General features: G+C 71.7%; 25 protein-coding genes. 19 read left to right on the plus strand and 6 right to left on the minus strand.

Annotated elements, in window-relative coordinates; all coding sequences use genetic code 11:
- From AB0C04_RS09070 to tkt, 3 genes are read right to left on the minus strand one after another with little or no spacing between them, the layout of a single operon-like run.
- On the minus strand, positions 1-1,650 hold the full coding sequence (locus AB0C04_RS09070; protein WP_357050583.1) for a glucose-6-phosphate isomerase: 1,650 nt from the start codon (positions 1,648-1,650) through the stop codon (positions 1-3).
- A complete protein-coding gene (tal, locus tag AB0C04_RS09075) occupies positions 1,647-2,825 on the minus strand; it encodes a transaldolase (RefSeq protein ID WP_357050586.1) in 1,179 nt (392 codons plus the stop codon). Before tal ends, AB0C04_RS09070 begins: the two co-directional genes overlap by 4 nt.
- Before the next feature lie 16 nt (positions 2,826-2,841).
- On the minus strand, positions 2,842-4,977 hold the full coding sequence (tkt, locus tag AB0C04_RS09080; protein WP_357050589.1) for a transketolase: 2,136 nt from the start codon (positions 4,975-4,977) through the stop codon (positions 2,842-2,844).
- A gap of 263 nt (positions 4,978-5,240) precedes the next feature.
- Here tkt and AB0C04_RS09085 point away from each other — a divergent pair, with 263 nt between their 5' ends.
- The 3 genes from AB0C04_RS09085 (at position 5,241) to AB0C04_RS09095 (ending at position 7,745) form a co-directional block, all read left to right on the plus strand.
- On the plus strand, positions 5,241-6,197 hold the full coding sequence (locus AB0C04_RS09085) for a heme o synthase (protein WP_357050592.1): 957 nt from the start codon (positions 5,241-5,243) through the stop codon (positions 6,195-6,197).
- A gap of 293 nt (positions 6,198-6,490) precedes the next feature.
- On the plus strand, positions 6,491-6,820 hold the full coding sequence (locus tag AB0C04_RS09090; RefSeq protein WP_350872693.1) for a hypothetical protein: 330 nt from the start codon (positions 6,491-6,493) through the stop codon (positions 6,818-6,820).
- A gap of 4 nt (positions 6,821-6,824) precedes the next feature.
- Complete coding sequence (locus tag AB0C04_RS09095) at positions 6,825-7,745, plus strand: hypothetical protein (RefSeq protein WP_357050595.1); 921 nt, start codon at positions 6,825-6,827, stop codon at positions 7,743-7,745.
- A 212-nt stretch (positions 7,746-7,957) separates the two neighbouring features.
- Here AB0C04_RS09095 and AB0C04_RS09100 read toward each other — a convergent pair whose 3' ends face one another.
- Positions 7,958-8,920, minus strand: coding sequence for a COX15/CtaA family protein (locus AB0C04_RS09100; RefSeq protein ID WP_357050598.1), 963 nt, complete (start codon positions 8,918-8,920; stop codon positions 7,958-7,960).
- A gap of 99 nt (positions 8,921-9,019) precedes the next feature.
- On the opposite strand from AB0C04_RS09100, the gene AB0C04_RS09105 reads away from it, so the two are divergent.
- The 12 genes from AB0C04_RS09105 to AB0C04_RS09160 all read left to right on the plus strand — a co-directional run bounded on the left by AB0C04_RS09105 (position 9,020) and on the right by AB0C04_RS09160 (position 18,669).
- A complete protein-coding gene (locus AB0C04_RS09105; RefSeq protein WP_357050601.1) occupies positions 9,020-9,790 on the plus strand; it encodes a transcriptional regulator in 771 nt (256 codons plus the stop codon).
- The gene (gene sufB / locus AB0C04_RS09110) at positions 9,787-11,217 is read left to right on the plus strand and encodes a Fe-S cluster assembly protein SufB (RefSeq protein ID WP_357050604.1); all 1,431 of its coding nucleotides are present in this window, start codon (positions 9,787-9,789) and stop codon (positions 11,215-11,217) included. The genes AB0C04_RS09105 and sufB overlap by 4 nt, the downstream gene beginning before the upstream one ends.
- A 95-nt stretch (positions 11,218-11,312) precedes the next feature.
- Positions 11,313-12,455: a Fe-S cluster assembly protein SufD gene (gene sufD, locus AB0C04_RS09115; protein ID WP_357050607.1), complete on the plus strand. Its 1,143-nt coding sequence runs from the start codon at positions 11,313-11,315 to the stop codon at positions 12,453-12,455.
- The gene (locus tag AB0C04_RS09120) at positions 12,455-12,781 is read left to right on the plus strand and encodes a non-heme iron oxygenase ferredoxin subunit (RefSeq protein WP_350872704.1); all 327 of its coding nucleotides are present in this window, start codon (positions 12,455-12,457) and stop codon (positions 12,779-12,781) included. The genes sufD and AB0C04_RS09120 overlap by 1 nt, the downstream gene beginning before the upstream one ends.
- Positions 12,782-13,555 carry a Fe-S cluster assembly ATPase SufC gene (gene sufC, locus AB0C04_RS09125; protein WP_357050610.1) on the plus strand — a complete coding sequence of 258 codons (774 nt, stop codon included), beginning with the start codon at positions 12,782-12,784 and terminating at the stop codon, positions 13,553-13,555. It begins immediately after the preceding gene.
- Between the two features lie 20 nt (positions 13,556-13,575).
- A complete protein-coding gene (locus AB0C04_RS09130; protein WP_357050613.1) occupies positions 13,576-14,880 on the plus strand; it encodes a cysteine desulfurase in 1,305 nt (434 codons plus the stop codon).
- Entirely contained in the window at positions 14,880-15,353 is a 474-nt protein-coding gene (sufU, locus tag AB0C04_RS09135) for a Fe-S cluster assembly sulfur transfer protein SufU (RefSeq protein WP_357050616.1), read from the plus strand. The genes AB0C04_RS09130 and sufU overlap by 1 nt, the downstream gene beginning before the upstream one ends.
- Positions 15,350-15,808 carry a metal-sulfur cluster assembly factor gene (locus tag AB0C04_RS09140; RefSeq protein ID WP_357050618.1) on the plus strand — a complete coding sequence of 153 codons (459 nt, stop codon included), beginning with the start codon at positions 15,350-15,352 and terminating at the stop codon, positions 15,806-15,808. The genes sufU and AB0C04_RS09140 overlap by 4 nt, the downstream gene beginning before the upstream one ends.
- A gap of 533 nt (positions 15,809-16,341) precedes the next feature.
- Positions 16,342-16,974 carry a LysE family transporter gene (locus AB0C04_RS09145; protein WP_357050622.1) on the plus strand — a complete coding sequence of 211 codons (633 nt, stop codon included), beginning with the start codon at positions 16,342-16,344 and terminating at the stop codon, positions 16,972-16,974.
- 217 nt (positions 16,975-17,191) lie between these two features.
- Entirely contained in the window at positions 17,192-17,854 is a 663-nt protein-coding gene (locus AB0C04_RS09150) for an acVLRF1 family peptidyl-tRNA hydrolase (protein ID WP_357050625.1), read from the plus strand.
- 115 nt (positions 17,855-17,969) lie between these two features.
- Positions 17,970-18,269 (plus strand): muconolactone Delta-isomerase family protein, encoded by a 300-nt coding sequence (locus AB0C04_RS09155; RefSeq protein WP_357050629.1) that lies wholly within the window; start codon positions 17,970-17,972, stop codon positions 18,267-18,269.
- A gap of 34 nt (positions 18,270-18,303) precedes the next feature.
- On the plus strand, positions 18,304-18,669 hold the full coding sequence (locus tag AB0C04_RS09160) for a DUF4440 domain-containing protein (protein WP_357050632.1): 366 nt from the start codon (positions 18,304-18,306) through the stop codon (positions 18,667-18,669).
- Between the two features lie 87 nt (positions 18,670-18,756).
- On the opposite strand, the gene AB0C04_RS09165 is transcribed toward AB0C04_RS09160, so the two are convergent.
- A complete protein-coding gene (locus AB0C04_RS09165; protein ID WP_357050805.1) occupies positions 18,757-19,671 on the minus strand; it encodes a neutral zinc metallopeptidase in 915 nt (304 codons plus the stop codon).
- Between the two features lie 243 nt (positions 19,672-19,914).
- Here AB0C04_RS09165 and AB0C04_RS09170 point away from each other — a divergent pair, with 243 nt between their 5' ends.
- A complete protein-coding gene (locus AB0C04_RS09170; protein WP_357050635.1) occupies positions 19,915-21,519 on the plus strand; it encodes an ABC-F family ATP-binding cassette domain-containing protein in 1,605 nt (534 codons plus the stop codon).
- 72 nt (positions 21,520-21,591) lie between these two features.
- Here the strand turns inward: AB0C04_RS09170 and AB0C04_RS09175 are convergent, their stop codons facing one another.
- Positions 21,592-22,188, minus strand: a complete 597-nt coding sequence (locus AB0C04_RS09175) for a cadmium resistance transporter (protein WP_357050808.1) — start codon at positions 22,186-22,188, stop codon at positions 21,592-21,594.
- Positions 22,189-22,413: 225 nt separating this feature from the next.
- Between AB0C04_RS09175 and AB0C04_RS09180 the strand changes: the two genes are divergently transcribed.
- From AB0C04_RS09180 to AB0C04_RS09190, 3 genes are all read left to right on the plus strand, one after another.
- Positions 22,414-22,641, plus strand: a complete 228-nt coding sequence (locus tag AB0C04_RS09180; protein WP_007462679.1) for a helix-turn-helix domain-containing protein — start codon at positions 22,414-22,416, stop codon at positions 22,639-22,641.
- A 46-nt stretch (positions 22,642-22,687) separates the two neighbouring features.
- Entirely contained in the window at positions 22,688-23,455 is a 768-nt protein-coding gene (locus AB0C04_RS09185; RefSeq protein WP_357050638.1) for an enoyl-CoA hydratase/isomerase family protein, read from the plus strand.
- A gap of 114 nt (positions 23,456-23,569) precedes the next feature.
- On the plus strand, positions 23,570-25,546 hold the full coding sequence (locus AB0C04_RS09190; RefSeq protein WP_357050811.1) for an ABC transporter ATP-binding protein: 1,977 nt from the start codon (positions 23,570-23,572) through the stop codon (positions 25,544-25,546).
- The last annotated feature ends 16 nt before the right edge of the window (positions 25,547-25,562 follow it).

Consider the following 25,562-nt stretch of genomic DNA (forward strand, 5'->3'; position numbering starts at 1 on the left):
TCACGCCGGCAGCTCACCGGCCGCATCGAGCAGCTGGGCCACGCCCGCGGCCCGGTCGGTCAGGTGCAGCCGCAGCACCGGACGGTCCCGTCCGGCGAGCGCCTGCCGGTCGCCGGCGGCCTGCGCCGCCTGCAGCTCCCCGAAGGAGTACGGCTTGCCGGGCACCGGCAGATCATCGGTGACCGCTCCGGTCACCTGAAGATAGCTGCCGACCTGCGGGCCGCCCTTGTGATACTGGCCGGTGGAGTGCAGGAACCGCGGACCCCAGCCGAAGGTGACCGGGCGGTTGGCCGCCGCGGCCAGCAGCGGCCGCAGCCGGCCCGCGTCGGCGTCGGCGAACCGGTCCAGGTACGCCATCACCGCGAGGTAGCCGTCGTCGCCCAGCCCGTCGAGCAGCCAGCGCAGCACGCCGACCAGGTCGCTTGGGGCGCCCGCCGGCGCGTACACCTCGATCGCGCCCTCGGTGAACGACGGCGTCTCCGCCGGCAGGCCCGCGGCCAGGATCTTGTTGGTGTTCTCCTTGGACTCGGTGACGTTCGGCTGGTTGAACGGATCGATGCCGAGCACCACACCGGCCACCGCGGTGGCGTACTCCCAGGCCAGGAACTGCGCGCCGAGCGGGCCGTTGACCGCCACGTCCGGGTCGATCCCGCCACCGGGCACCTGGCCCGGGGCCATCGCCCCGCCGTAGCTCACCGTCAGCACGTCCGAACCCTTGGCGCCGGGGCTCTGCGGCGACTCCACCACCACCGGCAGAATGCCCACCCCGGCCTTGCCGGTCGACTCGGCGATCAGCTGCTCGGCCCAGTCGCCGAACCCGTCGATGCCGGAGCCGTCGGAGACCAGGGCGACCTTGTCCCGGGCCAGGGTGGCGGCGGCGCCGAGCGCGGCGCCCAGCGCCAGGGACGGGTTGTCCCGGTCGCCGCCGAGCGACGCGGCGAGCGCGTCGGCCTGGTCGAGCAGCTCGACCACCTCGACGCCGGCCAGCGCCGACGGGACCAGCCCGAACGCGGTCAGCGCCGAGTATCGGCCGCCGACGTTCGGGTCGGCGAGCACGGTGAACGCGCCCATCTCGGTGGCGGTCTGCTCCAGCGGTGAACCCGGGTCGGTGACGATGACGAAGTGCCGCCCGGCCTCCTCCTCGGTCATTCCGGCGTCCAGGAAGGCCTGCCAGTAGGCCCGGCGGTGGCTGTCGGTCTCCACCGTCGAGCCGGACTTGCTCGCCACCACCACGACCGTGCGCTCCAGCCGGTCGCCGAGCGCCGCCCGGACCTGGCCGGGATCGGTGGTGTCCAGCACGGTCAACGGCCGGCCGAGGGTCCGGGTGATCACCTCAGGGGCCAGCGAGGAGCCGCCCATCCCGGCGAGCACCACGTGGTCCAGGTCGGCCAGCTCCGCCTTCAGCTCGGCGAGCTGGGGGAGCAGCTCCCGGCTGCGCTGATGGGTGTCCACCCAGCCGAGGCGGATCTTCGCCTCGGCTTCGGCGTCGGGGCCCCAGAGGCTCGGGTCCTTCGCGGCCAGCTTGCCCGGTACGCCGGCGGAGACCACCGCGTCGCGGGTCGACGCCGGGGCGGACCGGTCGACCGCGTCCGCCCCGTGCACGGTCAGGCCCGCGGCCGACTCGGCCGGCGTGGAGAGCAGGTCGCTCACGCGTTGCCTCCCGCCTGCGCGGCGGCCTTCGCGTTGCCCTGCGCCGCGCGACCCGGGGTGCCCGCGCCCTGCGCGGCCGACTCCAGCGACTTACGCACGCCGTCGAGCAGCTCCAGCCAGCTGGCCTCGAACTTCTCCACGCCCTCGCGCTCCAGCACGCCGATCACGTCGGTCATGTCCACGCCGACGGCCTCGAGGTCGGTGAAGACCTTGCGGGCGGCGTCGTAGGCGCCGGTGATGGTGTCGGGGCGGGTCTCGCCGTGGTCGGCGAAGGCGTGGATGACCGACTCCGGCATGGTGTTCACCGTGCCGGGGGCGATCAGCTGCTCGACGTAGACGACGTCGCGGTAGTCCGGGTTCTTGGTCGAGGTGGAGGCCCAGAGCGGCCGCTGCGGGTGCGCTCCGGCGTCGGCGAGGGCCTGCCACCGGTCCGAGGAGAAGACCTTGCCGTAGCGCTCGTACGCCAGCTGGGCGTTGGCGATGGCCGCCTTGCCGCGCAGCGCCTTGGCCTCGTCCGAGCCGAGCTTCTCCAGTCGCTTGTCGACCTCGGAGTCGACCCGGGAGACGAAGAACGACGCCACCGAGCCGATCTTGCTCAGGTCGTGGCCGTTCGCCTTCGCCTGCTCCAGGCCGGCGAGGAACGCCTCCATCACCTCGGAGTAGCGGTCCAGCCCGAAGATCAGCGTGACGTTGACGCTGATCCCCTCGGCGAGGGTCGCGGTGATCGCCGGGATGCCGGCCTCGGTGGCCGGGATCTTGATGAAGAGGTTCGGCCGGTCGATCAGCCACCAGAGCGCCTTCGCCTCGGCGACGGTCTTCTCGGTCTCGTGCGCCAGCCGCGGGTCGACCTCGATGGAGACCCGGCCGTCGACCCCCGCGCTCTTGTCGTAGGAGGGGCGCATCACGTCGCAGGCCCACCGCACGTCGTACGTGGTGAGCATGCGGACCGCCTCTTCGACCTCCACCCCCCGAAGGGCGAGTTCGCGCAGCTGCCAGTCGTACTCGTCGGCCTCACCCAGGGCCTTCGCGAAGATGGTCGGGTTCGTGGTCACCCCGGCCATGTGGTTCTCCCGGCGCAGCTTGTCCAGCCCACCGGTGCTCAGCCGTGCCCGGGAAAGATCGTCGAGCCAGATCGCCACCCCAGCGGCGCTGAGCTCTGCCAGCCTGTCCGTCATGCCGTCCACGCTCCCCTCAGTTTCCGGTCGTGAAACCGGTGATGTCGCCCACCCGGGTCAGCGCCGCGTGCGCGGCGGCCACGATCCGGTCGGGGGTGAACCCGAACTGCTCGAAGAGCACCGAATGCGGTGCACTCGCCCCGTAGTGCTCCAGACTGACGGTCTCGCCGCAGTCGCCGACGATGGCGCGCCACGACATGGCGATGCCCGCCTCGACGCTCACCCGTGCCTTTACCCCGCGTGGCAGCACCGACTCCCGGTACGCCTCGTCCTGCTCGAAGAACCACTCCTGGCAGGGCATGGAGACGACCCGGGTGGGAGTCCCGTCGGCCTCCAGGCGCTCCCGGGCGGTCAGGCAGAGCTGCACCTCGGAGCCGGTGCCGACGATGATCACCTGCGGCTTGCCGGTGGACGCCTCGGCCAGTACGTAGCCGCCCTTGGCGACGCCCTCGACGCTGCCCAGGGTGCTGCGGTCCAGGGTCGGCAGCGCCTGCCGGCTGAGCGCCAGCGCGGTCGGCCGGTCGGTGTGCTCCAGCGCCTGCCGCCACGCCCAGGCGGTCTCGTTGGCGTCGGCGGGGCGGACCACGTCCAGGCCGGGGATGGCCCGCAGCGCGGTCAGGTGCTCCACCGGCTGGTGGGTCGGGCCGTCCTCGCCGAGGCCGATCGAGTCGTGCGTCCAGACGTAGGTCACCGGCAGCTTCATCAGCGCGGCGAGCCGCACCGAGGGGCGCATGTAGTCGCTGAACACCAGGAAGGTGCCGCCGTACGGGCGGGTGCCGCCGTGCAGGGCGATGCCGTTGAGGATCGCGCCCATCGCGTGCTCGCGGATGCCGAAGTGCAGCGTGCGGCCGTACTCGTGGCCGGGGAAGTCCTTGGTGGCGTGGGTGGCCGGGATGAACGACGGCTCGCCCTTCATCGTGGTGTTGTTGCTCTCCGCCAGGTCGGCCGAGCCGCCCCAGAGCTCGGGGAGCACCGGCGCCAGCGCCTCCAGCACCTTGCCGGAGGCGGCCCGGGTGGCGATGCCCTTGGCGTCCGCCGGAAACTCCGGCAGCGCCTCGGTCCAGCCGTCGGGGAGGACCCGCCCGGCCATCCGCTCGTAGAGCGCGGTGCGCTCCGGGTTGGCCTTCGTCCAGCCCTCGAACGCCTGGGTCCACTCCTGCGCCGCCTGCTCGCCGCGCTTGAGCACCTGGCGGGCGTGCCCCAGCACCTCCTCGTCGACCTCGAAGCTCTGCGCCGGGTCGAAGCCGAGGATCTGCTTGGTGGCGGCCACCTCGTCGGCGCCGAGCGCCGAACCGTGGATCTTGCCGGTGTTCTGCTTGTTCGGCGCGGGCCAGCCGATGATGGTGCGCAGCGCGATGAAGGAGGGTCGGCCGGTCTCGGCCTTGGCCGCCTGCAGCGCCCGGTAGAGCGCCTCCACGTCCTCGTGATAGTCGCCCTGGTCGGCGTCGCCGCTGCGCCAGTCCACGGTCTGCACGTGCCAGCCGTACGCCTCGTAGCGGGCCGCCACGTCCTCGCTCTTGGCGATCCGGGTGTCGTCCTCGATCGAGATCTCGTTGTCGTCGTAGATCAGCGTGAGGTTGCCCAGCTGCTGGTGCCCGGCGAGCGCGGAGGCCTCGTGGCTGATGCCCTCCTCGATGTCACCGTCCGAGGCGATGCACCAGATGTTGTGGTCGAAGACCGAGCTGCCCGGCTCGGTCTCCGGGTCGAACAGGCCGCGCTCGCGGCGGGCGGCCATCGCCATCCCGACCGCGTTGCCGAGGCCCTGGCCGAGCGGCCCGGTGGTGGTCTCGACGCCCGGGGTGTGCCCGTGCTCCGGGTGACCCGGCGTGAGCGAGCCCCACTGCCGCAGCGACTTCAGGTCCTCCAGGCTCAGCGGGTAGCCGGAGAGGAACAGCTGGATGTAGAGGGTCAGGCTGGAGTGCCCGGCGGAGAGCACGAACCGGTCCCGGCCCGGCCAGTTCGGGTCGGCCGGGTTGTGCCGCATCACCCGGTTGAAGAGCAGGTATGCCGCGGGCGCCAGGCTCATCGCGGTGCCCGGGTGGCCGTTGCCGGATTTCTCCACGGCGTCCATGGCGAGCACGCGGGCGGTGTCGACGGCCCGACGGTCGAGATCGGACCAGTTGAGTGCGGACTCGGGTTGATTGGCAGCCACGATCGGTGTGCTCCTCGGGAGATGGGCGGAACCCTCACTGATGACCCTATCGAGCGGTGCTAAACGTCCGCCCGGGGATCACTGCATGCTCTTCTGTACTCCTGTGGCGTGATGCACGGAAGTGCCCCAGGTGTGACGGCCCGCACCGTTGCCGGGTCGGCCGGGCAGCCAAAACGACAGCGCGTAGTGTGTGGGCGGTGTGGGGCCCGACCTGGGTCCGGCCGATCCCGATCTCCCGTGCCGACGCCGGAAGGTGGCAATCCGTGAGCATGATCACCGAGCGCCCCGTGAGCGACTCCGCCGGGCAGCCGCCCGTGCGGGCGGCGGAGGGTTCGGTCACGCCGCGGCGGGACGTGCGGGCGATCGTCGGGGCGTACGTGGCCCTGACCAAGCCTCGGATCGTCGAGCTGCTGCTGGTCACCACCGTGCCGGCGATGATGCTCGCCGCCGGCGGCCTGCCGTCGCTCTGGCTGGTCGCCGTGGTGCTGATCGGCGGATCACTCGCGGCGGGTGCGGCCAGCGTGCTCAACTGCTACATCGACCGGGACATCGACCAGTTGATGCGGCGCACCAAGCGGCGCCCGCTGCCCGCGCACACCGTGTCACCGCGCAACGCGCTGATCTTCGGGCTGGTGCTGGCGGTGATCTCGGTCGCCCTGATGGCGGTCTTCACCAACCTGCTGGCCGCCGGGCTCACCCTGGCCGCGATCGCGTACTACGACCTGGTCTACACGCTCTGGCTCAAGCGGACGACTCCGGCGAACACCTTCTGGGGCGGCGCCTGCGGGGCCGCGCCGGTGCTGATCGGCTGGGCCGCGGTCACCGGCTCGCTCGCGCCGGCCGCGTGGGGGCTCTTCGCGGTGGTCTTCTTCTGGCAGATGCCGCACTTCTACCCGCTGGCGATGAAGTACAAGGACGACTACGCCCGGGCGGGGATCCCGATGCTGCCGGTGGTCGCGTCGGTCCGCCGGGTCAACACCGAGATCCTGATCTTCGCCTGGCTGACCGTGCTGACCTCGCTGGCGGTCTGGCCGCTCGGCATGAGCGCCATCTACGGCGTGCCGACGCTGGTGGTGGGGGCCATCTTCCTGGTCGAGGCGCACCGGCTCTGTGGCCGGGCGGCGCGCGGCGAGGCGGTCAAGCCGATGCGGCTCTTCCACTGGTCGACCACGTACCTGACCATTCTCTTCGCCGCGGTCGCGCTCGACGCGCTGCTCTGAGGTCTCCCTCGCCGGGGGCGACGGCCGGCCCGGGGCTCGGGCTACCTGTTGACAAATCATCATCATGGATGAGTTGTCCGAGTTTGACGTCACATCCAGGCAACTATCGGCATGAGCCGGATGGGCTCAACCTGTGCCAGCTCGGGCGGGTTCGTCGATAAGTTTTGCCGCTGTAAGTCCGGATAAAACCGGGCGAAATACCTGTGGCCTTCCTTAAACCGTCGGGTAATTGGCATCACAAAAGCTTCATGGTTGTCGCCCGCCTGGGTGGAAGTCTGCTTAGGCTTCGCGTCATGGCAGATGGTTCCGATACGACGCTGACGGCTGAGCACACCGAACCGGCCCCCACCGGGCTGGTCGCGGGGATCAAGTCGTTCGCCGCCGGACACGGCGGTGCGAAGGCGGTCATCGAGTACGTCGGCAAGCGCGGCGCTCGCATCGTCCTCGTGGGTGAGGACGGGGCGTGGGGCGACCAGTTCGCGGACGACACCGTCGTCGCGCGGGACGCCTGCGCCAAGGCGGGAGTCACCGTGGAGAACGCCTGGGAGCGGGAACTCATGGACCAGATGCGGCCGAGCAACGACCTCTGGCGGTCGATGGCCCGTCGCGCGATGGCCCGTTGATAAATTGACCAACCACCACCAGCCGACCCGGGGGGAACCCCGGGTCGCTCTCATCACCTGTACCGAGCTGGCCGACCTCGACCCGGACGACCGGTTGCTGCTGGCCCCGCTGGCCGCCCGGGGGATCGTCGCCGAGGCGGCGGTCTGGGACGACCCCGCCGTCGACTGGTCCGGCTACCACCTCGCGGTGCTCCGATCACCGTGGGACTACGCGCTGCGGCGCGATGAGTTCATCGCCTGGGCGGCCACCGTGCCGGCGCTGGTCAACCCGGCCGATGTGGTCCGCTGGAACACCGACAAGCGCTACCTGGCCGAGTTGTCCGCCGCCGGGATCCCGACGGTGCCCACCGGGTGGGTGGCGCCGGGCGAGTCCTGGCAGGCCCCCGCCGAGACCGGCGAATACGTGATCAAGCCCGCGGTGAGCGCGGGCAGTCAGGACACCGGCCGCTACGACCTGGCCGACCCGGAGCACCGGGAGCTGGCGGCGGCGCACGTCCGGCGGCTGTCGGACGCCGGTCGGGTCACCATGGTCCAGCCCTACCTGAGCGCGGTGGACACCGCGGGCGAGACGGCGCTGCTCTTCCTGACCGGCCCGGACGGGCTGGCGTTCAGCCACGCCATCCGCAAGGGCCCGATGCTCACCGGGCCCGACCTGGGGGTCGACGGGCTCTACAAGCCCGAGGAGATCACCTCCCGGGCGGCCAGGCCGGACGAGCTGACCGTCGCGGAGAAGACCCTGGCGGCGGTGCCGGGCGGCGCGCAACGGCTGCTCTACGCCCGGGTGGACCTCATCCCGGGCCCGGACGGGTCGCCGGTCCTGGTGGAGCTGGAGCTCACCGAGCCGTCGCTCTTCCTGGCCCACGCCGAGGGCGCCGCCGACCGGCTCGCCGAGGCGATCGTCACCCACCTGGCCCGCCGGGCCTGATCTCCCTCCGGACGCGTGCGCCGCAGGTAGCCGTAGCGCTCGCCGTCGCCCCGCTTCCTCCGCCTTTGCTCTGCTTCAGCGACGGAAGCACCCACCGTCCGGTATTCGGACGGTGGGTGCTTCCCGGGTGCAGCAGAGCAAAGCGTGCGAACGGTGATCCCTCGGCCTCCGCCGACCGGCCCGAGGACCGGCCCGCGAGGGCCGGGGTGGGGTCAGGCGGCGGCGGTGACCGGCTCGGGGGCCGGGGTGGGCGTGGTGCTCGGCGCGACCGGCCGGCGCTCGCGGGTCGACCACTGCACGTGCAGGGTGGCCAGCAGCACCAGGCAGGAGCCGAGCATGTGCGCGCCGACCAGCACCGCCGGCAGGTGGGTGAAGTACTGCACGAAGCCGATCAGGCCCTGACCCAGCTCCACGGCGAGCAGCACCAGCGCGGCCCGGTACGCCCGGTCGGCGCCCACCGCGCGGAACGCGAAGACCAGCGCCACCGAGAGCCCGATCAGCAGGAAGACGCCGTCGGCGTGCACCTGGGAGATCGTTTCCGGGTCCAGTCCGTTGCGCGCCGCCCCCTGGTCGCCGGCGTGCGGACCGCTGCCGGTGACCCAGGTGCCGACCACCAACACGGCCGCGCCGACCAGCGTGGTGATCCGCGCGAGGGTGCGCAGCGGGCCGGGGACGGTGGGCGTCGTCGGCCCGTCCGGGTCGACGATCCGCCGCCACAGGGCGTACGCGGCGGCGATCACCGCCATCGAGGCGAGGAAGTGCAGCCCGACCACCCACGGGTTGAGGTTGGTCAGCACGGTGATCCCGCCGACCACCGCCTGGGCCGGGATGCCGAGGAAGACCGCGACCGCCAGCGGCATCAGCCCGCGTTTGCGGGGTCGGTGCGCCAGCACGGCGAGCACGGTGGCGAACGCGATGATGCCCACCGCGAAGGTGAGCATCCGGTTGCCGAACTCGATCGCCCCGTGCGCCCCCATCTCGGTGGTGGCGACGTAGGACGCGTCGGTGCACCGGGGCCAGGTGGGGCAGCCGAGACCGGACGCGGTCAACCGGACCGCCCCGCCGGTGACCACGATGCCGACGTTCGCGATGATCGAGGCCAGCGCGAGCCGGCGCAGCAGGGTGGTGGAGACCGGGAACCGGACGGATCGCTTCACGGAGCGAATCCTACGCACCGTAGTTGATCCACGATCGGGTGACTCCGCCCGCTCGGTGTCGGGGATCACCGGGACCCGGGTTTGCGGCCCCTGGGTGAATTACGTAACGTTGGCGTTGTGAAAAAGGCGGCAGGGGTCTCGGGGCACCGGTCGGCGACCGCTCCGGTCGCCGGTCAGCCCGTGCCCGCAGGCGCGGCCGCCGACCTCTCCACCCGTGGCCGGGTCACCCAGCTGCTGCTGGAGCAGGGGGCGACCACCGCCGCCCAGCTCGGGTCGGCGCTCGGGCTCAGCCCGGCCGGCATCCGCCGGCACCTCGACGCGATGCTCGCTGACGGTGACGTGATCGCCCGGGAGCAGACCGTCCAGGGTCACCGGGGCCGGGGTCGCCCGGCCAAGGTCTTCGTGCTGACCGAGGCAGGCCGCGGCCGCTGCGGCACCCACCACTACGACAACATGGCCACCGCCGCGCTGCGCTGGATCGCCAGCACCGGCGGCCCCGAGGCGGTCGAGGTGTTCGCCGCCGAGCAGGTCTCCGCCCTGGAGGCCCGCTGCCGGGCCGCCATGGAGGACGCCGGCGACGACCCGCTCGCCCGGGCGGAGGCGCTCGCCGGGGCGTTGACCGCCGAAGGTTACGCTGCCAACGCGTCCACGATCGCCTCCGGCGGTCAGCTCTGCCAGCACCACTGCCCGGTGGCGCACGTGGCCGCCGAGTTTCCCCAGCTGTGCGAGGCTGAGACCGCGGTGATCTCCCGTCTGGTCGGCACCCACGTGCAGCGCCTGGCCACCATCGCGCACGGCGACGGGGTGTGCACCACGCACATCCCGACCCAGCCCGGGCGTGCCCAGTCCGGAAAGACCATCACCACCACTGTGAGGACAGATAAATGACCGAGCAGATCGTCCAGCCCCTGACCCAGGAGGAGCAGCTCGCCGCTCTGGGTCGCTACGAGTACGGCTGGGCCGACCCGGATGCCGCCGGGGCCGCCGCCCAGCGCGGCATCAACGAGGCGGTGGTGCGGGACATCTCGGCGAAGAAGAACGAGCCGGCCTGGATGCTCGACCTGCGGCTGAAGGGCCTGCGGCTGTTCGACCGCAAGCCGATGCCGGCCTGGGGCGCCGACCTCACCGGGATCGACTTCGACAACATCAAGTACTTCGTCCGGTCCACGGAGAAGCAGGCCACCAGCTGGGAGGACCTGCCCGAGGACATCAAGAACACCTACGACCGGCTGGGCATCCCCGAGGCGGAGAAGCAGCGGCTGGTCGCCGGTGTCGCGGCGCAGTACGAATCCGAGGTCGTCTACCACAAGATCCGTGAGGACCTTGAGGAGCAGGGCGTCATCTTCCTGGACACCGACACCGCGCTGCGCGAGCACGAGGACATCTTCAAGGAGTACTTCGGCACGGTGATCCCGGTCGGCGACAACAAGTTCGCCGCGCTGAACACCTCCGTGTGGTCCGGTGGCTCGTTCATCTACGTGCCGAAGGGCGTGCACGTGGAGATCCCGCTGCAGGCCTACTTCCGGATCAACACGGAGAACATGGGCCAGTTCGAGCGGACGCTGATCATCGTCGACGAGGGCGCGTACGTGCACTACGTCGAGGGCTGCACCGCGCCGCTCTACTCGTCCGACTCGCTGCACAGCGCGGTCGTCGAGATCATCGTCAAGAAGAACGCCCGGTGCCGCTACACGACCATCCAGAACTGGTCGAACAACGTCTACAACCTGGTCACCAAGCGCGCCGTCTGCCAGGAGGGCGCGACCATGGAGTGGGTCGACGGCAACATCGGCTCCAAGGTCACCATGAAGTACCCGGCGGTCTACATGCTCGGTGAGCACGCCAAGGGTGAGGTGCTCTCGGTCGCCATGGCCGGCGAGGGGCAGCACCAGGACGCCGGCGCCAAGATGGTGCACGCCGCGCCGCACACCAGCAGCACGATCATCTCCAAGTCGATCGCCCGGGGCGGTGGCCGCACCTCGTACCGCGGCCTGGTCCAGGTGATGGAGGGCTCGCACCACAGCCGGAGCACGGTCAAGTGCGACGCGCTGCTGGTCGACACCATCTCCCGCTCGGACACCTACCCCTACGTCGACATCCGTGAGGACGACGTGTCGATGGGGCACGAGGCGACCGTCTCCAAGGTCAGCGAGGACCAGCTCTTCTACCTGATGAGCCGGGGCATGAGCGAGGACGAGGCGATGGCGATGATCGTTCGCGGCTTCATCGAGCCGATCGCCAAGGAGCTCCCCATGGAGTACGCGCTGGAACTCAACCGCCTGATCGAGCTCCAGATGGAGGGCGCGGTCGGCTGACGCCGACGGATCCTCGCGCGGCCCCGACCCGCCGCGCCGGGTCGAGACCAGCCCGACCGACCCTCCGACTAATCGCAGAACAGACCAAGGAAGAGATGACTACCCAGGCTTCCGCGCCGCCCAGCACCAAGTCGCAGGCGCTCCGCTCGTACGACGTCGCCGACTTCCCGGCCCTCACGGGCATGGAGGAGGATTGGCGCTTCACCCCGCTCAAGCGGCTGCGCGGGCTGGTCGGCGGGGCTCAGACCGCGACCGGCACCCTCCGGCACGAGTACGGCGACCTGCCCGAGGGCGTCACCGTCGGCCGGATCGCCAAGGACGACCCGCGGGTGGGCAGCGTGCTCACCCCGGTCGACCGGGTCAGCGCGCTGGCGTACGGCGGTGCCGCGGAGGTGCTGCTGGTGCAGGTCGCCCGCGACGCGGTGGTCCCGGCGCCGGTGAACCTGCGCGCGGTCGGCGGCGGCGTCGACGGGCTGGCCCTCGGGCACACCTTCGTCGAGGTGGGCCGGTTCGCCGAGGTGACCGTGGTGCTGGAGCACGTCGGCTCCGCGACCCTGGCCGACAACGTCGAGGTCGCGGTCGCCGACGGGGCGAAGCTGACCCTGGTCACCGTCGCCGACTGGGCCGACGACGCGGTGCAGGCGCAGCACCTGAAGGTCAAGCTGGGCCGGGACGCCAAGGTGGTGCACATCCAGGTCTCGCTCGGCGGTGACCTGGTCCGGCAGTACACCTCGGTGGAGTACACCGACCGCGGTGGCGAGGCCGAGCTCTACGGCGTCTACTTCGCCGACTCCGGGCAGCACCTGGAGCACCGGCAGCTGGTCGACCACTCGGTGCCGGACTGCCGCAGCTACGTCGGCTACCGGGGCGCCCTGCAGGGCGAGAGCGCGCACACCGTCTGGGTGGGTGACGTGCTGATCCGGGCCGAGGCGACCGGCACCGACACGTACGAGATCAACCGGAACCTGCTGCTCACCGACGGCGCCCGGGCCGACTCCGTGCCCAACCTGGAGATCGAGACCGGCGAGATCGCCGGCGCCGGCCACGCCAGCGCCACCGGCCGCTTCGACGACGAGCAGCTGTTCTACCTGATGGCCCGGGGTATCCCGGAGAGCGAGGCCCGGCGGCTGGTGGTACGCGGCTTCTTCGCCGAGCTGATCAACAAGATCCCGGTCGAGGAGCTGCGCGAGCGGCTCGGTGCGGCGATTGAGGATCGGCTCGCCAAGGCGGGCGCCTGATGATCCGGATCTGCTCCACCGAGGACGTCCCGAAGGGCACCGCGATCAGCGCGGACATCGACGGGACCCAGGTCGCCCTGGTGCACGGCGAGGACGGCAACTTCTACGCCGTGTACGACGAGTGCTCGCACGCCGCGGTCGCCCTCTCCGAGGGCGAGGTCGACGGCTGCACGCTGGAGTGCTGGCTGCACGGCTCCCGTTTCGACCTGCGTACCGGCGAGCCGACCGGGCTGCCCGCCACCGAACCCGTACCCGTCTATCCCGTCGAAGTCCGCGACGGCGACATCTACGTCAGCCTGACGCCGAGCAATGGAGTGACCCGTTAAATGAGCACCCTGGAGATCCGCGACCTGAAGGTGTCGGTCAAGCTGCCCGAGGGTGAGCTCAAGCCGATCCTGGCCGGTGTCGACCTGACCGTGCGCTCCGGTGAGACGCACGCCATCATGGGTCCGAACGGCTCCGGCAAGTCCACCCTGGCCTACTCGATCGCCGGCCACCCCAAGTACGAGATCACCGGCGGCTCGGTGACCCTCGACGGCCAGGACGTGCTGGCCATGTCCGTGGATGAGCGGGCCCGCGCCGGCCTCTTCCTGGCCATGCAGTACCCGGTCGAGGTGCCCGGCGTGTCGGTGGCCAACTTCCTGCGTACCGCCAAGACCGCCATCGACGGTGAGGCGCCGAAGCTGCGCACCTGGGGCGGCGAGCTGCGCGGGGCCATGGAGCGGCTGCAGATGGACCCGGCGTTCGCCCAGCGCAACGTCAACGAGGGCTTCTCCGGCGGTGAGAAGAAGCGGCACGAGATCGTGCAGCTGGAGCTGCTCAAGCCGAAGATCGCGATCCTCGACGAGACCGACTCCGGCCTCGACGTCGACGCGCTGCGCGTGGTCAGCGAGGGGGTCAACCGGGTCCGCGACACCGGCGACACCGGCATGCTGCTGATCACCCACTACACCCGGATCCTGCGCTACATCAAGCCGGACTTCGTGCACGTGTTCGTAGCTGGCCGGATCGTCGAGCAGGGCGGCTCGGAGCTGGCCGACAAGCTCGAGGACGAGGGCTACGAGCGTTACGCCGCCGGGGCCGGCTCGGCGCGGGCCTGACAGACAGAGGACCAGTTGAGATGACCACCATCGCGATCCCGCCCGGGATGCCGCAGTACGACGACGTGCCGCGATACGACGTGGCGAAGGTGCGCGCCGACTTCCCGATCCTGGACCGGGAGATCAACGGGCACCGGCTGGTCTATCTCGACAGCGCCAACACCTCGCACAAGCCGCGGCAGGTGCTCGACGTGCTCGCCGAGCACTACGCCCGGCACAACGCCAACGTGTCCCGCTCGGTGCACACCCTGGGCACCGAGGCCACCGAGGCGTACGAGGGCGCGCGGGCCAAGGTCGCCGCGTTCATCAACGCGCCGAGCCCGGACGAGGTGGTGTTCACCAAGAACTCCACCGAGGCGATCAACATCGTGGCGTACGCGTTCTCCAACGCGTCGCTGCGCTCGGACGCGGACCCGCGGTTCCGTCTCGGCCCGGGGGACGAGGTGGTGATCTCCGAGATGGAGCACCACTCGAACATCGTCCCGTGGCAGCTGCTCTGCGAGCGCACCGGCGCGACGCTGCGCTGGTTCCCGGTCACCGACCAGGGCCGGCTGGACGAGTCCGGCCTGGACGACCTGGTCACCGAACGGACGAAGATCGTCTCGCTGGTGCACATGTCGAACATCCTCGGCACGGTCAACGCCACCGCGCGGATCACCCAGCGGGTCCGTGAGGTGGGCGCGTTGCTGCTGCTGGACTGCTCGCAGTCGGTGCCGCACCTGCCGATGGACGTGGTCGACTACGACGCGGACTTCATCGTCTTCACCGGGCACAAGATGTGCGCCCCGACCGGCATCGGCGTGCTCTGGGGCCGGTCCGAGCTGCTGGCGGCCATGCCGCCGGTGTTCGGCGGTGGCTCGATGATCGAGACGGTGACGATGGCGGGCTCGACGTTCGCCGCGCCGCCGGCCCGGTTCGAGGCGGGCACCCCGCCGATCGCCGAGGCGGTGGCCCTCGGGGCCGCGGTCGACTACCTCTCCGGCATCGGCATGCGGGCCATCCAGTGGCACGAGAAGGAGCTGACGGCGTACGCGCTGGAGGCTCTCGGCACGGTGCCCGGCCTGCGGATCTTCGGGCCGACGGTGCCGGTGGGCCGGGGTGGGACCATCTCGTTCGCGCTCGGCGACGTGCACCCGCACGACGTGGGTCAGGTGCTCGACTCACTCGGTGTGCAGGTGCGGGTGGGCCACCACTGCGCCCGCCCGGTCTGCACCCGCTTCGGGGTGCCGGCCACCACCCGGGCCTCGTTCTACCTCTACACCACCACGGAGGAGATCGACGCTCTGGTGGGCGGTCTGGAGCAGGTACGGAAGGTGTTCAGCTGATGCAGCTCGACCAGCTCTACCAGGAGATCATCCTGGACCACTACAAGCATCCGCACGGGCGGGGGCTGCGCGACGCCGACGACCCGGGCGCCCGCACCGCCGAGGCGCACCACGTCAACCCGACCTGCGGGGACGAGGTGACCGTGCGGGTCGCCACCGACGGTGCGGTGCTCACCGACATCTCGTACGACGGGATGGGCTGCTCGATCAGCCAGGCGTCGGCGAGCGTGCTGCACGAGCTGCTGCGCGGTCGGGGCGCCGGGGAAGCATTCGAGGTGCACGGGGCGTTCGTCGAGTTGATGTCCGGGCGTGGGCAGGTCACGCCGGACGAGGACGTGCTCGGTGACGGGGTGGCGTTCGCGGGCGTGGCCCGTTACCCCGCCCGGGTCAAGTGCGCGCTGTTGCCGTGGATGGCGTTCAAGGACGCCGCGGCACGCGCCGGGGTGGGCGCGAGCCCGGAGGTGAAGGCATGAGCAGCGAGGAAACCGCCACCGCGGCGACGCCGGCGACCGGCGACGCCACTGTGGCGCCGCAGACCGACGCCGTGACGAGCGATGCGACGCCGGGTGCCGGTGACGCCGCCACGCCGTCGGTCGGCGTCAGCAAGGCCATGATCGCCGACATCGAGGAGGCGATGAAGGACGTCGTCGACCCGGAGCTCGGCATCAACGTGGTCGACCTGGGCCTGGTCTACGGCGTGCACGTCGACGACGAGAACGTCGCCACCCTGGACATGACGCTCACCTCGGCGGCCTGCCCGCTGACCGACGTGATCGAGGACCAGGCGCGGCAGGCGCTGACCACCGGCCCGGGCGGCGGCCTGGTCAACGACATCCGGATCAACTGGGTCTGGCTGCCGCCGTGGGGGCCTGACAAGATCACCGACGAGGGCCGGGACCAGCTCCGGTCCCTCGGCTTCAACGTCTGACCGACGTTCGACACCGATCGAGCGCGGCGCCCCGCCCGGGGCGCCGCGCTCGATTCGTTCCGGCTCGCGCCGCACCGCGCGCCCCCACCCGCGGGCACGCCTGCGCACGTCGCCCGCCAGGTTCGCGCCCGCCCACGTCACCGCGGCGTCCGCGCGTGCGCACGTCGCCCCGACAGTCCGCGCCTGCGGGCCTCCGCCTCCCCGCAAGATCGTGCTTGATCCTGGATCTGGTGGTCTCGCCGCATCACGGATGCCACTACTTCGCAGATCGAGCACGATCCTTGCGTTGGCGCCGGGAGGCACGTGCCGTGGGCCGGCGCGGCGCGGCGCGGGCGGTGGCCGGGGGATTGGGCGCGGGGCGTGGGCATCCACGTGGGTCTGGTCGCCGGAAATCCGGTGGCGGGCGCGCGGGCTACGGCCCAGGATGACGGGATGATCGAGGCGTACCCGAAGCAGGTCCCTGTCCGCGCGGCCACCGCCGTGCGTCGACAGCGCACCGCCCGGGTCGCCGTCTCGATCCACCGCCCACCGTCGTGAGCGGCGCGTTCCTCGCCGGCCTGGTGGCCGGCTACGGCGTTGCCATCCCGGTCGGCGCGATCGCGATCCTCATCCTCGGGCTCAGTGCCCGTACGTCGTTCCGGGTCGGTGCGGCCGCGGCGCTCGCGGTGGCGACGGCCGACGGGCTGTACGCGGCGGTCGCCGCGCTCGGCGGCGCCGGCCTCGCCGGGGTCATCGCGCCGGTCGCCGGCCCGCTGCGGGTGGTGGCCGCGCTGGTGCTGCTCGGCCTGGCCGCTCACGGCCTGTGGCGGGCCTGGTCCGCCCGCCACCCGGAACGGGAGCCCGCCGCGCCGAAGGGACGGGGCCTGAGCACACCCGGCCGGGCCTACGCGGCGGTGCTCGGGTTGACCCTGTTGAACCCGATGACGGTGCTCTACTTCGCCGCGCTGGTGCTCGGGCGCCGGGACTCCGCCGAGCCGGACGCGGTCGGCGCGTTGCTCTTCGTGTCGGGCGCGTTCCTGGCGTCGGCGAGCTGGCAACTGCTCGTCGCCGGCGGCGGCACGGTCGTCGGTCGGGCGCTGGCCGGACCGCGTGGCCGGCTGGTCACCGGCCTGGTCTCCAGCGCGCTCATCGCCGCCCTGGCGGTGGCCACGCTGCTGCCGGGCTGAGCGCCCGCCCGGGCCGCGCCGTCGTCGCCGTGGTGACCGGCCCGCCCCGTTCGCCGTCGCCGTTCGGGCCGGGCCGCCCGGTTCGCAGTGGTCGTCGAGGCCGACCGCCCCGGTTCGCCGTGGTCCCTCGGGGGCCGGCCGTCCCGGTTCGCCGTCGCCCTTGCGGGTCGGTCCGCCCGGCGAGCCGGCGGGGCCTCCCGTGCCGTACGGTCGGGCGATGACCAGTCGACCCGCTGCCGGGGGCGGCCGGTGGGTCGAGGTCGACCCGGCCCGCGTCGCCCGTTGGGTCGACGGCTTCGCCGACCGGCACGGCCCGCCCACCACCACTGCCCAGGGGTACGGCCTGCTGCTCGCCGCCCCCGACGGCGCGACCGCCGAGCTGCACGCCCCGCCCGGCGCGCCGGCGAGCACCGACGTGCCCGGGTTCGTGGCTGCCGCCGTCGCGCCGCGCCGGCTCGGCCTGCTGCTGGCCCGTAAGGGCGCGGCGGCGGTCGGCGTGGCCGAGGGCACCGACCTGGTCGTCTCCAAGGTGGACACCCGCTATGTGCAGGGGCGCACCGCCGCGGGGGGCTGGTCGCAGCAGCGGTTCGCCCGACGGCGCGACAACCAGGCCAAGGCGGCCCTGGGTGACGCGGCTGAACTGGCCGTACGGCTGCTGTTGCCGCAGGCGGCGACCCTGGCGGCGGTGATCTGCGGCGGTGATCGGCGGGCGGTGGACACCGTGCTGGCCGACCGGCGGTTGGCCCCGCTCGTGCCGCTGCGTGCCGAGCGGTTGCTCGATGTGCCGGAGCCCCGGCACGCGGTGCTGGTCGCCGCGGTCGGCGCGGCCCGCGCGGTACAGATCCGGCTCCGCGACCCGGCACCCGAACGCGCTGGCTGACCTCAGCGGCCGGCGGCGGTGCGGGCAGGCCCGTGGGAGTCGACTGCGGCGCCCAGGAGGAGGCTTTGGTGCAGAATGTGGGGCGTTGTCCCCGTCCGGTGAGTGGAGGCTGACGGTGGAGTTTCTGGTTGACATGGTCACCACGGTGCCGGCCGGCACGTCGGAGGAGGAGGTCGCCGACATGCGCAGGCGCGAGGCGGCGCGCTCGGCCGAGCTGACGGCGCAGGGCAACCTGCTGCGCCTGTGGCGGCCACCGCTGGCACCGGGCGAGTGGCGTACCTGGGGACTCTTCCGTGCCGACGACGCCGACCAACTGGAGATGGTCCTCGCGTCGATGCCGCTGCGCGCCTGGCGGCGCGAGACCGTCACGCCGTTGTCGCCGCACCCGAACGACCCGCCTCAGCCGGCCGGGTGACCCCGGCGCGCTGCTCAAGAGCATGGAGACCGTCATGTCCGACGCCGAGTCCCAGATCCTGCGTACGGTCCTCGACCGGTGGAGGTCGGCGGTCGACGCGCACGAGCCGGATCGGGTCGCGTCGTACTTCACCGACGACGCGATCTTCCAGGGCCTGCGCCCGTACGCCGTCGGCCCCGCCGGCGTAGCCGAGTACTACGCCGGCCAACCGATCGGCCTGACCGCCACGTACGACATCCGGGAGACCCGGCGCCTCGCTGACGACCTCGTCCTCGGCTATCTGCGGGTCGACTTCGCCTTCACCGACCGGCCGGTGCTGCCCGTCTACCTGAGCGTGATCGTGCGCCGGGTCGGCGACGCCTGGCTGATCAGTCACTACCAGGTCTCACGGCTCGAATGAGCGGCCGCCTGGCCCGGGTCACCGGGGTGCCCTCGGGCCAGGCGGCGGGACCCGGTGGCCGGGGTCCCGCCGCGCTCGGGCGCGGTGTCAGCGGGTGCCACCGAAGGTGTCGCAGGACTTCGGGTCGCCGCCCTGGTAGCCCCGGCTGAACCACTCCTTGCGCTGCGCCGACGAGCCGTGGGTGAACTCCTCCGGGTTCACCGGCCGGTTCGCGCGCTCGGAGATGGCATCGTCGCCGATCTTCTCGGCGGTGTCGATCGCCTGCTGGATGTCCTGCTCGGTGATGCTGGTGAAGATCTTCTGCCCGCTCTCGTCGGCGGTACCGGTGGCGTTCTTGGCCCAGGCGCCCGCGTAGCAGTCGGCCTGGAGTTCCAGCTTCACCGACAGCGCGTTGGCGTTGTCCGGGTCACGTTGCTGCTGGCGGCGCATCTGCGCCTCGGTGCCGAGCAGGTCCTGCACGTGGTGGCCGTACTCGTGGGCCAGCACGTACGGCTGGGCGAACTCGCCCTCCGCGCCGAGCTGGTCGGCGAGCACCCGGTAGAAGGTGAGGTCGATGTAGACGAGGTCGTCGGCCGGGCAGTAGAACGGGCCGACGCCGGAGTCGGCCTGGCCGCACCCGGTGCTGACGCCCTGGCTGAAGAAGACCGTCTTCGAGGGCTGGTACTGCTCGCCGAACTTCTCCGGCAGCGCGGTCCGCCAGTACGCCTGGATCGAGTTCACGTAGAGGGTGTTGCGGCAGTCGAGCTGCTGCAGCGCGTCGTCGGTCGCACACTTCTGCTGCAGCGAGGTGTTGTCTCCGGTCGAGTCCCCGCCGCCGTTGGTGGCGGCGTTGATGCCGAAGCCGCCGCCGACCAGGGCGACCAGCACGGCGATGATGATGCCGACGATGCCACCCCGGCCGCCGCCGATCGGGATGGGTATTCCGCCCAGTCCGCCGCCGCCGGACCCACGTCGGTCGTCCACCTGGCTGGTGTCGATCCTCGCGTTCTCGTTCAGCTCCATGTTGTCCCCGATCACCGATTAGTCCGTGTTGGGTGGTTGCGGTACCGGACCGGGTCCGGACGGCAGTTCCGGTACCCGATGATCTTGAGTGGTAATCCGACGGGTGCTCCGAGCGCTGCCGGTACACTTGTCTCGTGCCGCGCTGCGAAGGCTGAACCGCCCCGCGCCGACGGGCCCACCGCCCGCCGGCGTTTTCGCGTGCCCTGAGTCAGCCTTCCAGACCCCGAGAGCGAGTCCCACGACATGATCACTGCCACCGGCCTGGAGTTGCGCGCCGGCGCCCGCATCCTGCTCTCCGACACCACGCTGCGCGTGCAGCCCGGTGACCGGATCGGCCTGGTCGGGCGTAACGGCGCCGGCAAGACCACCACGCTGAAGGTGCTCGCCGGCGAGGGGCAGCCGTACGCCGGGCAGATCGACCAGCGCAGTGCGATCGGCTACCTGCCGCAGGACCCGCGCACCGGTGACCTCGAGGTGACCGGCCGGGACCGGGTGCTCTCCGCCCGCGGCCTGGACGTGCTGATGGCCCAGATGAAGGAGCTCGAGGCCAAGCTCGCCGAGGACACCGACGAGAAGCTGGTCCGCCGCTACGGCGCGCTGGAGGACCAGTTCGCCTCCCTGGGCGGGTACGCGGCCGAGGCGGAGGCGGCCCGGATCTGCGCGAACCTCGGCCTGCCCGACCGGGCGCTCGCGCAGACCATCGGCACCCTCTCCGGCGGTCAGCGCCGACGCATCGAGCTGGCCCGGATCCTGTTCCGCGACGCCGGTGAGAACGGCGGCGGCATCCTGCTGCTCGACGAGCCGACCAACCACCTCGACGCCGACTCGATCACCTGGCTGCGTGGCTTCCTCGCCAACCACAAGGGCGGCCTGATCGTGATCTCCCACGACGGCGCCCTGCTGGAGTCGGTGGTCAACAAGGTCTGGTTCCTCGACGCCACCCGCTCCGTGGTCGACGTCTACAACCTGGGCTGGAAGGCCTACCTGGAGGCGCGGGAGACCGACGAGCGTCGCCGCCGCCGGGAGCGGGCCAACGCGGAGAAGAAGGCCGGCGCGCTGATGGCACAGGCCGACAAGATGCGGGCCAAGGCCACCAAGACCGTCGCCGCGCAGAACATGGCCCGCCGGGCCGAGAAGCTGATCTCCGGTCTGGAGGAGGTGCGGGTCTCCGACAAGGTGGCCAAGGTGCGCTTCCCCACCCCCGCGCCGTGCGGCAAGACCCCGCTCACCGCGACCGGGCTGTCCAAGTCGTACGGCTCGCTGGAGATCTTCACCGACGTCAACGTGGCGGTGGACCGGGGCTCCCGGGTGGCCATCCTCGGCCTCAACGGCGCCGGCAAGACCACCCTGCTGCGGATGCTCGGCGGGCTGCTCCAGCCCGACACCGGCGAGGTGCACGCCGGGCACGGCCTGCGGCTGGGCTACTACGCCCAGGAGCACGAGACGCTGGACGTGGACCGGACGATCCTGGAGCACATGCGCAGCGCCGCCGTCGAGCAGTCCGACACCGACCTGCGCAAGATCCTCGGTGCGTTCCTGTTCTCCGGCGACGACGTGGACAAGCCCGCCGGGGTGCTCTCCGGTGGCGAGAAGACCCGGCTGGCGCTGGCCACCCTGGTCTGCTCCGGCGCCAACGTGCTGCTGCTCGACGAGCCGACCAACAACCTCGACCCGGTCAGCCGGGAGCAGGTGCTCGACGCGATCGCCCGCTACCCCGGCGCGATCGTGCTGGTCACCCACGACCCGGGCGCGGTGCTGGCGCTCAAGCCCGACCGGGCGATCCTGCTGCCCGACGGCGACGAGGACGCGTGGAGCGACGATCTGCTCGAGCTGGTCGAGCTGGCCTGACCCGACCGCGTCGCGCGCAACGGCCCCGGCCGGCCCGGTCAGCTTGATCGGCGGCCCGGTCGGGGTGGCCGGTCAGCGGGCCAGGTCGAGCAGGTGCCCCACGACGCCGGAGCCGATCAGGATGACCAGCCCGATGGCCACGAAGATGGCCGGAACGAGCCAGTGCCCGGCCCGCTCGACCAGCCGGACCACCCGCGGATGCCCCCCGAGCCAGGCGCCTGCGGCGCACCAGAGCGCGATGAGCACCACGAAGACCAGTAGGAAGACCGCGCTGTCGGCCGGGCCGAGGGCGCGGAACACCGGCACGTAGACCGCGACGTTGTCGGCGCCGTTCGCGATGGTCACCCCGGCCACGCCGAGCGTGCCGCTCACCACCGCCGGCGTCTGCTCGTCGTCGCGGTCGAGCAGGGCCCGGACGCCGAGCGCGATCGGCAACAGGCCGAGCAGCCCGGTCCACGGGTCGGGGACCACCAACAGCCCGGCGGCGACGACCGCGCTGGCCAGCGCCAGCACACCGATCCCCAGGTACTGACCGGCGACGATCTGCCGGCGTCGGGGCCGGCCGGTAGTGCGGGCGGCGACGAAGAACAGGGTCAGGATGACGATGTCGTCGATGTCGGTGGCGGCGAACACCACGGCGGCGCCGGCAGCGGTGCCGAAAAGATCCATCACGCCCGGCAGGTTACGGGCCGGTGGCCCAACGCGCTCGGACGCCAGATCGGCTGATCGCCGGTGGACCGGGCGGAACGGCTCGCGGGCGTCACCCTATCGGGTAGCTGACATTGCATAGCGTGTCGGTTGGCGAAGAGTTGATATCTGGCGCATGATCGTTCGAGACGGTCTAATAGGTGGGACCGTATCCGAACCGCACAGTCTGGGACGTGAGGACACAGCATGGCAGCCACCGGCACAGCCACCAGCACTGAGAAGGGTCGCCGGATCGTCGGAGCCGAGCGTCAGACGCTCGCCAAGGACCTGGTCAAGCGGTACACGTCGGGGGAGAGCATCCGCGCGCTCGCGGCCTCGACCGGCCGTTCCTACGGTTTCATCCACCGGGTTCTCACCGAATCCGGAGTGCAGCTGCGCCAGCGCGGCGGCGCCCGGCGCCGTAAGAAGGCGTGACCCGCTCCGCTACGTCGTCCATCAGCGCCGGCCCCCGGGCCGCCCGGTGACCGCCGAGGCGACCGGGGTTCGGCTGGAATGCGACGGGCCGGTCGCGACGGTCACGTTGTGCCGGCCCGACGTGCTCAACGCCCAGACCCCGGCGATGTGGCGTGCGATGAGCGACTTCTCCCGGGACCTTCCCGGCGACGTGCGCGTGGTGGTCGTCCGGGGGGAGGGGCGGGCGTTCTCCGCCGGCCTCGACCTGTCGGTCGCCGGCGCCTCGGGGCCGGGCTCCTTCGCCGAGTTGGCCACCCTGCCCGAGCAGGAGTGCGCCGACCGGATCGCCGAGTTCCAGGCCGGGTTCACCTGGCTGCACCGCCCCGACGTCATCTCCGTCGCGGCCGTTCAGGGGCACGCGATCGGCGCCGGCTTCCAGCTGGCGCTCGCCTGTGACCTGCGGGTGCTCGCCGAGGATGCCAAGCTCTCCATGGCCGAGGTGACGCTCGGCCTGGTGCCGGACCTCGCCGGCACCAAGCGGCTGGTCGACCTGGTGGGCTACGCCCGAGCGCTGGAGATCTGCGCCACCGGCCGCCGGATGGACGCCGCCGAGGCGGACCGGATCGGGCTCGCCACGCTGGTCGTGCCGCCGGCCGACCTGGACGGGGCGGTGCGCGACCTGACCGCCGGGCTGCTGGCCAACAACCGGGACGCGGTGGTCGAGATCAAGGCGCTGCTGGCCGGTGCCATCGGCCGGTCCGCCGCCGAGCAGCAGCGGGCCGAGCGTGAGGCGCAGACCCGCCGGCTGCGCGACCTGAGCGGGCGAGGAGAATAGGTAAGGACCGCACGGGAAGATCCGGGTTACTACCGAGGTTGTCACAGTCGTCGGGAGAATTGGCCTGACGGTGCGGTCAGCCCGACGACCCGGAGGTGAGCGGTGTCCAACCCGATGTCCGGCGGTGGCATGGCCGGTTGGAGCATGCTCCGGTCGATGCGCAACCAGGACGAGGTCTCCACCCATCGGCTCAAGCGTGGCGTCGCCCGGCGGATCGTGGCCTTCGCCCAGCCCTACCGGCGCGACATCATCGTCTTCCTGGTCACCGTGGTGCTGGCCGCGATCATCGGGGTGGCCACCCCGGTGCTGGCCGGTGACGTCATCAACGCGATCAACCGGGGCGGCGCCGAGGCGGGCTCGCTGGTGGTCCGGCTGGCGCTGGTCATCGCGGGCCTGGCGGTCGCCGACGCGCTGCTCTCCCTCGCCCAGCGCTGGTACTCCGCGCGGATCGGTGAGGGCATCATCCTCGACCTGCGCACCCGGGTCTACGACCACGTGCAGCGGATGCCGTTGCAGTTCTTCACCCGGACCCAGACCGGCGCACTGGTGAGCCGGCTCAACAACGACGTGCTCGGCGCCCAGCGGGCGTTCACCTCGACCCTCTCGGGCGTGGTCAGCAACGTCATCCAACTGGTGCTCACCGCCGCCGTGATGTTCACCCTCTCCTGGCAGATCACCGCCCTCTCGCTGGTGCTCCTGCCGATCTTCATCATTCCGGCCCGCCGGGTCGGCCGGCGGCTCGCCGACATCACCCGCGAGGCGTACAACCTCGACGCGAAGATGAACGCCACGATGACCGAGCGGTTCGGTGTGGCGGGCGCGCTGCTGGTCAAGCTCTTCGGTCAGCCGGAGATCGAGGCCCGCCGGTTCGCCGGCCGGGCCGAGCGGGTACGCGACATCGGCATCCAGTCCGCCATGTACTCGCGGACCTTCTTCGTGGCGATGCTGCTGGTTGCCTCGCTGGCCCAGGCGCTCACCTACGGCCTCGGCGGCTGGCTGGCCGTCGCCGGCAACGTCAGCGCCGGCACCGTGGTGACCCTGGCGCTGCTGCTGACCCGGCTCTACGGGCCGCTCACCGCGCTCTCCAACGTCCGGGTCGACGTGATGAGCGCGCTGGTCTCCTTCGACCGGGTCTTCGAGGTGCTCGACCTACGCCCGGGGATCCAGGAGAAGCCCGACGCGGTGCCGGTGCCCCGGGGCAGCGGCCGGGTCGAGTTCCGCGACGTGCGGTTCCGCTACCCGAGCGCCGCCGAGGTCTCCCTCGCCTCGCTGGAGGAGGTCGCCACGCTCGACCGGACGATCAACGAGCCGGTGCTGCGCGGCGTCACATTCGGCGTGGAGCCGGGGCAGATGGTCGCCCTCGTCGGCCCCTCCGGCGCCGGGAAGTCGACGCTCTCCATGCTGATCTCGCGGGTCTACGACGTCACCGACGGCCAGGTGCTGGTGGGCGGCGTCGACGTCCGTGACGCCACCCTCGCCTCGCTGCGCGACGAGATCGGTGTGGTCACGCAGGATTCGCACCTGTTCCACGAGACGATCCGCGAGAACCTGCGCTACGCCAAGCCGGACGCCACCGACGACGAGATCTGGGCGGCGCTGGCCGGCGCCCAGGTGGCCGACCTGGTTCGGTCCCTGCCCGACGGGCTCGACACCACCGTCGGCGAGCGGGGCTACCGCTTCTCCGGCGGCGAGAAGCAGCGGATCGCCATCGCCCGGCTGCTGCTGAAGGCACCCTCGATCGTCATCCTCGACGAGGCGACCGCCCACCTCGACTCGGAGAGCGAGGCCGCGGTGCAGCGGGCGCTCTCGGTGGCGCTGGCGGGGCGTACCGCGCTGGTGATCGCGCACCGGCTCTCGACCGTCCGCGACGCCGACCAGATCCTGGTCCTCGACGGCGGGCGGATCGTCGAGCGGGGCCGGCACGACGAGTTGGTCGCCGTCGGCGGGCTCTACGCCGAGCTCTACCGGACCCAGTTCGCGGTCGCCGACTCGCCGGCCCCCTATGTGGACGCGACCGGGCCCGAGCCGGTGGTGCTACCGCTGGGCAGCTACGTGGCCGAGGAGGCGCTGCCGCCCGCCGCGGCGAACTGACCCGCCGCCTCAGCCG

This window comes from Micromonospora sp. NPDC048909 (assembly GCF_040649635.1).
Taxonomy (GTDB): Bacteria; Actinomycetota; Actinomycetes; order Mycobacteriales; family Micromonosporaceae; genus Micromonospora.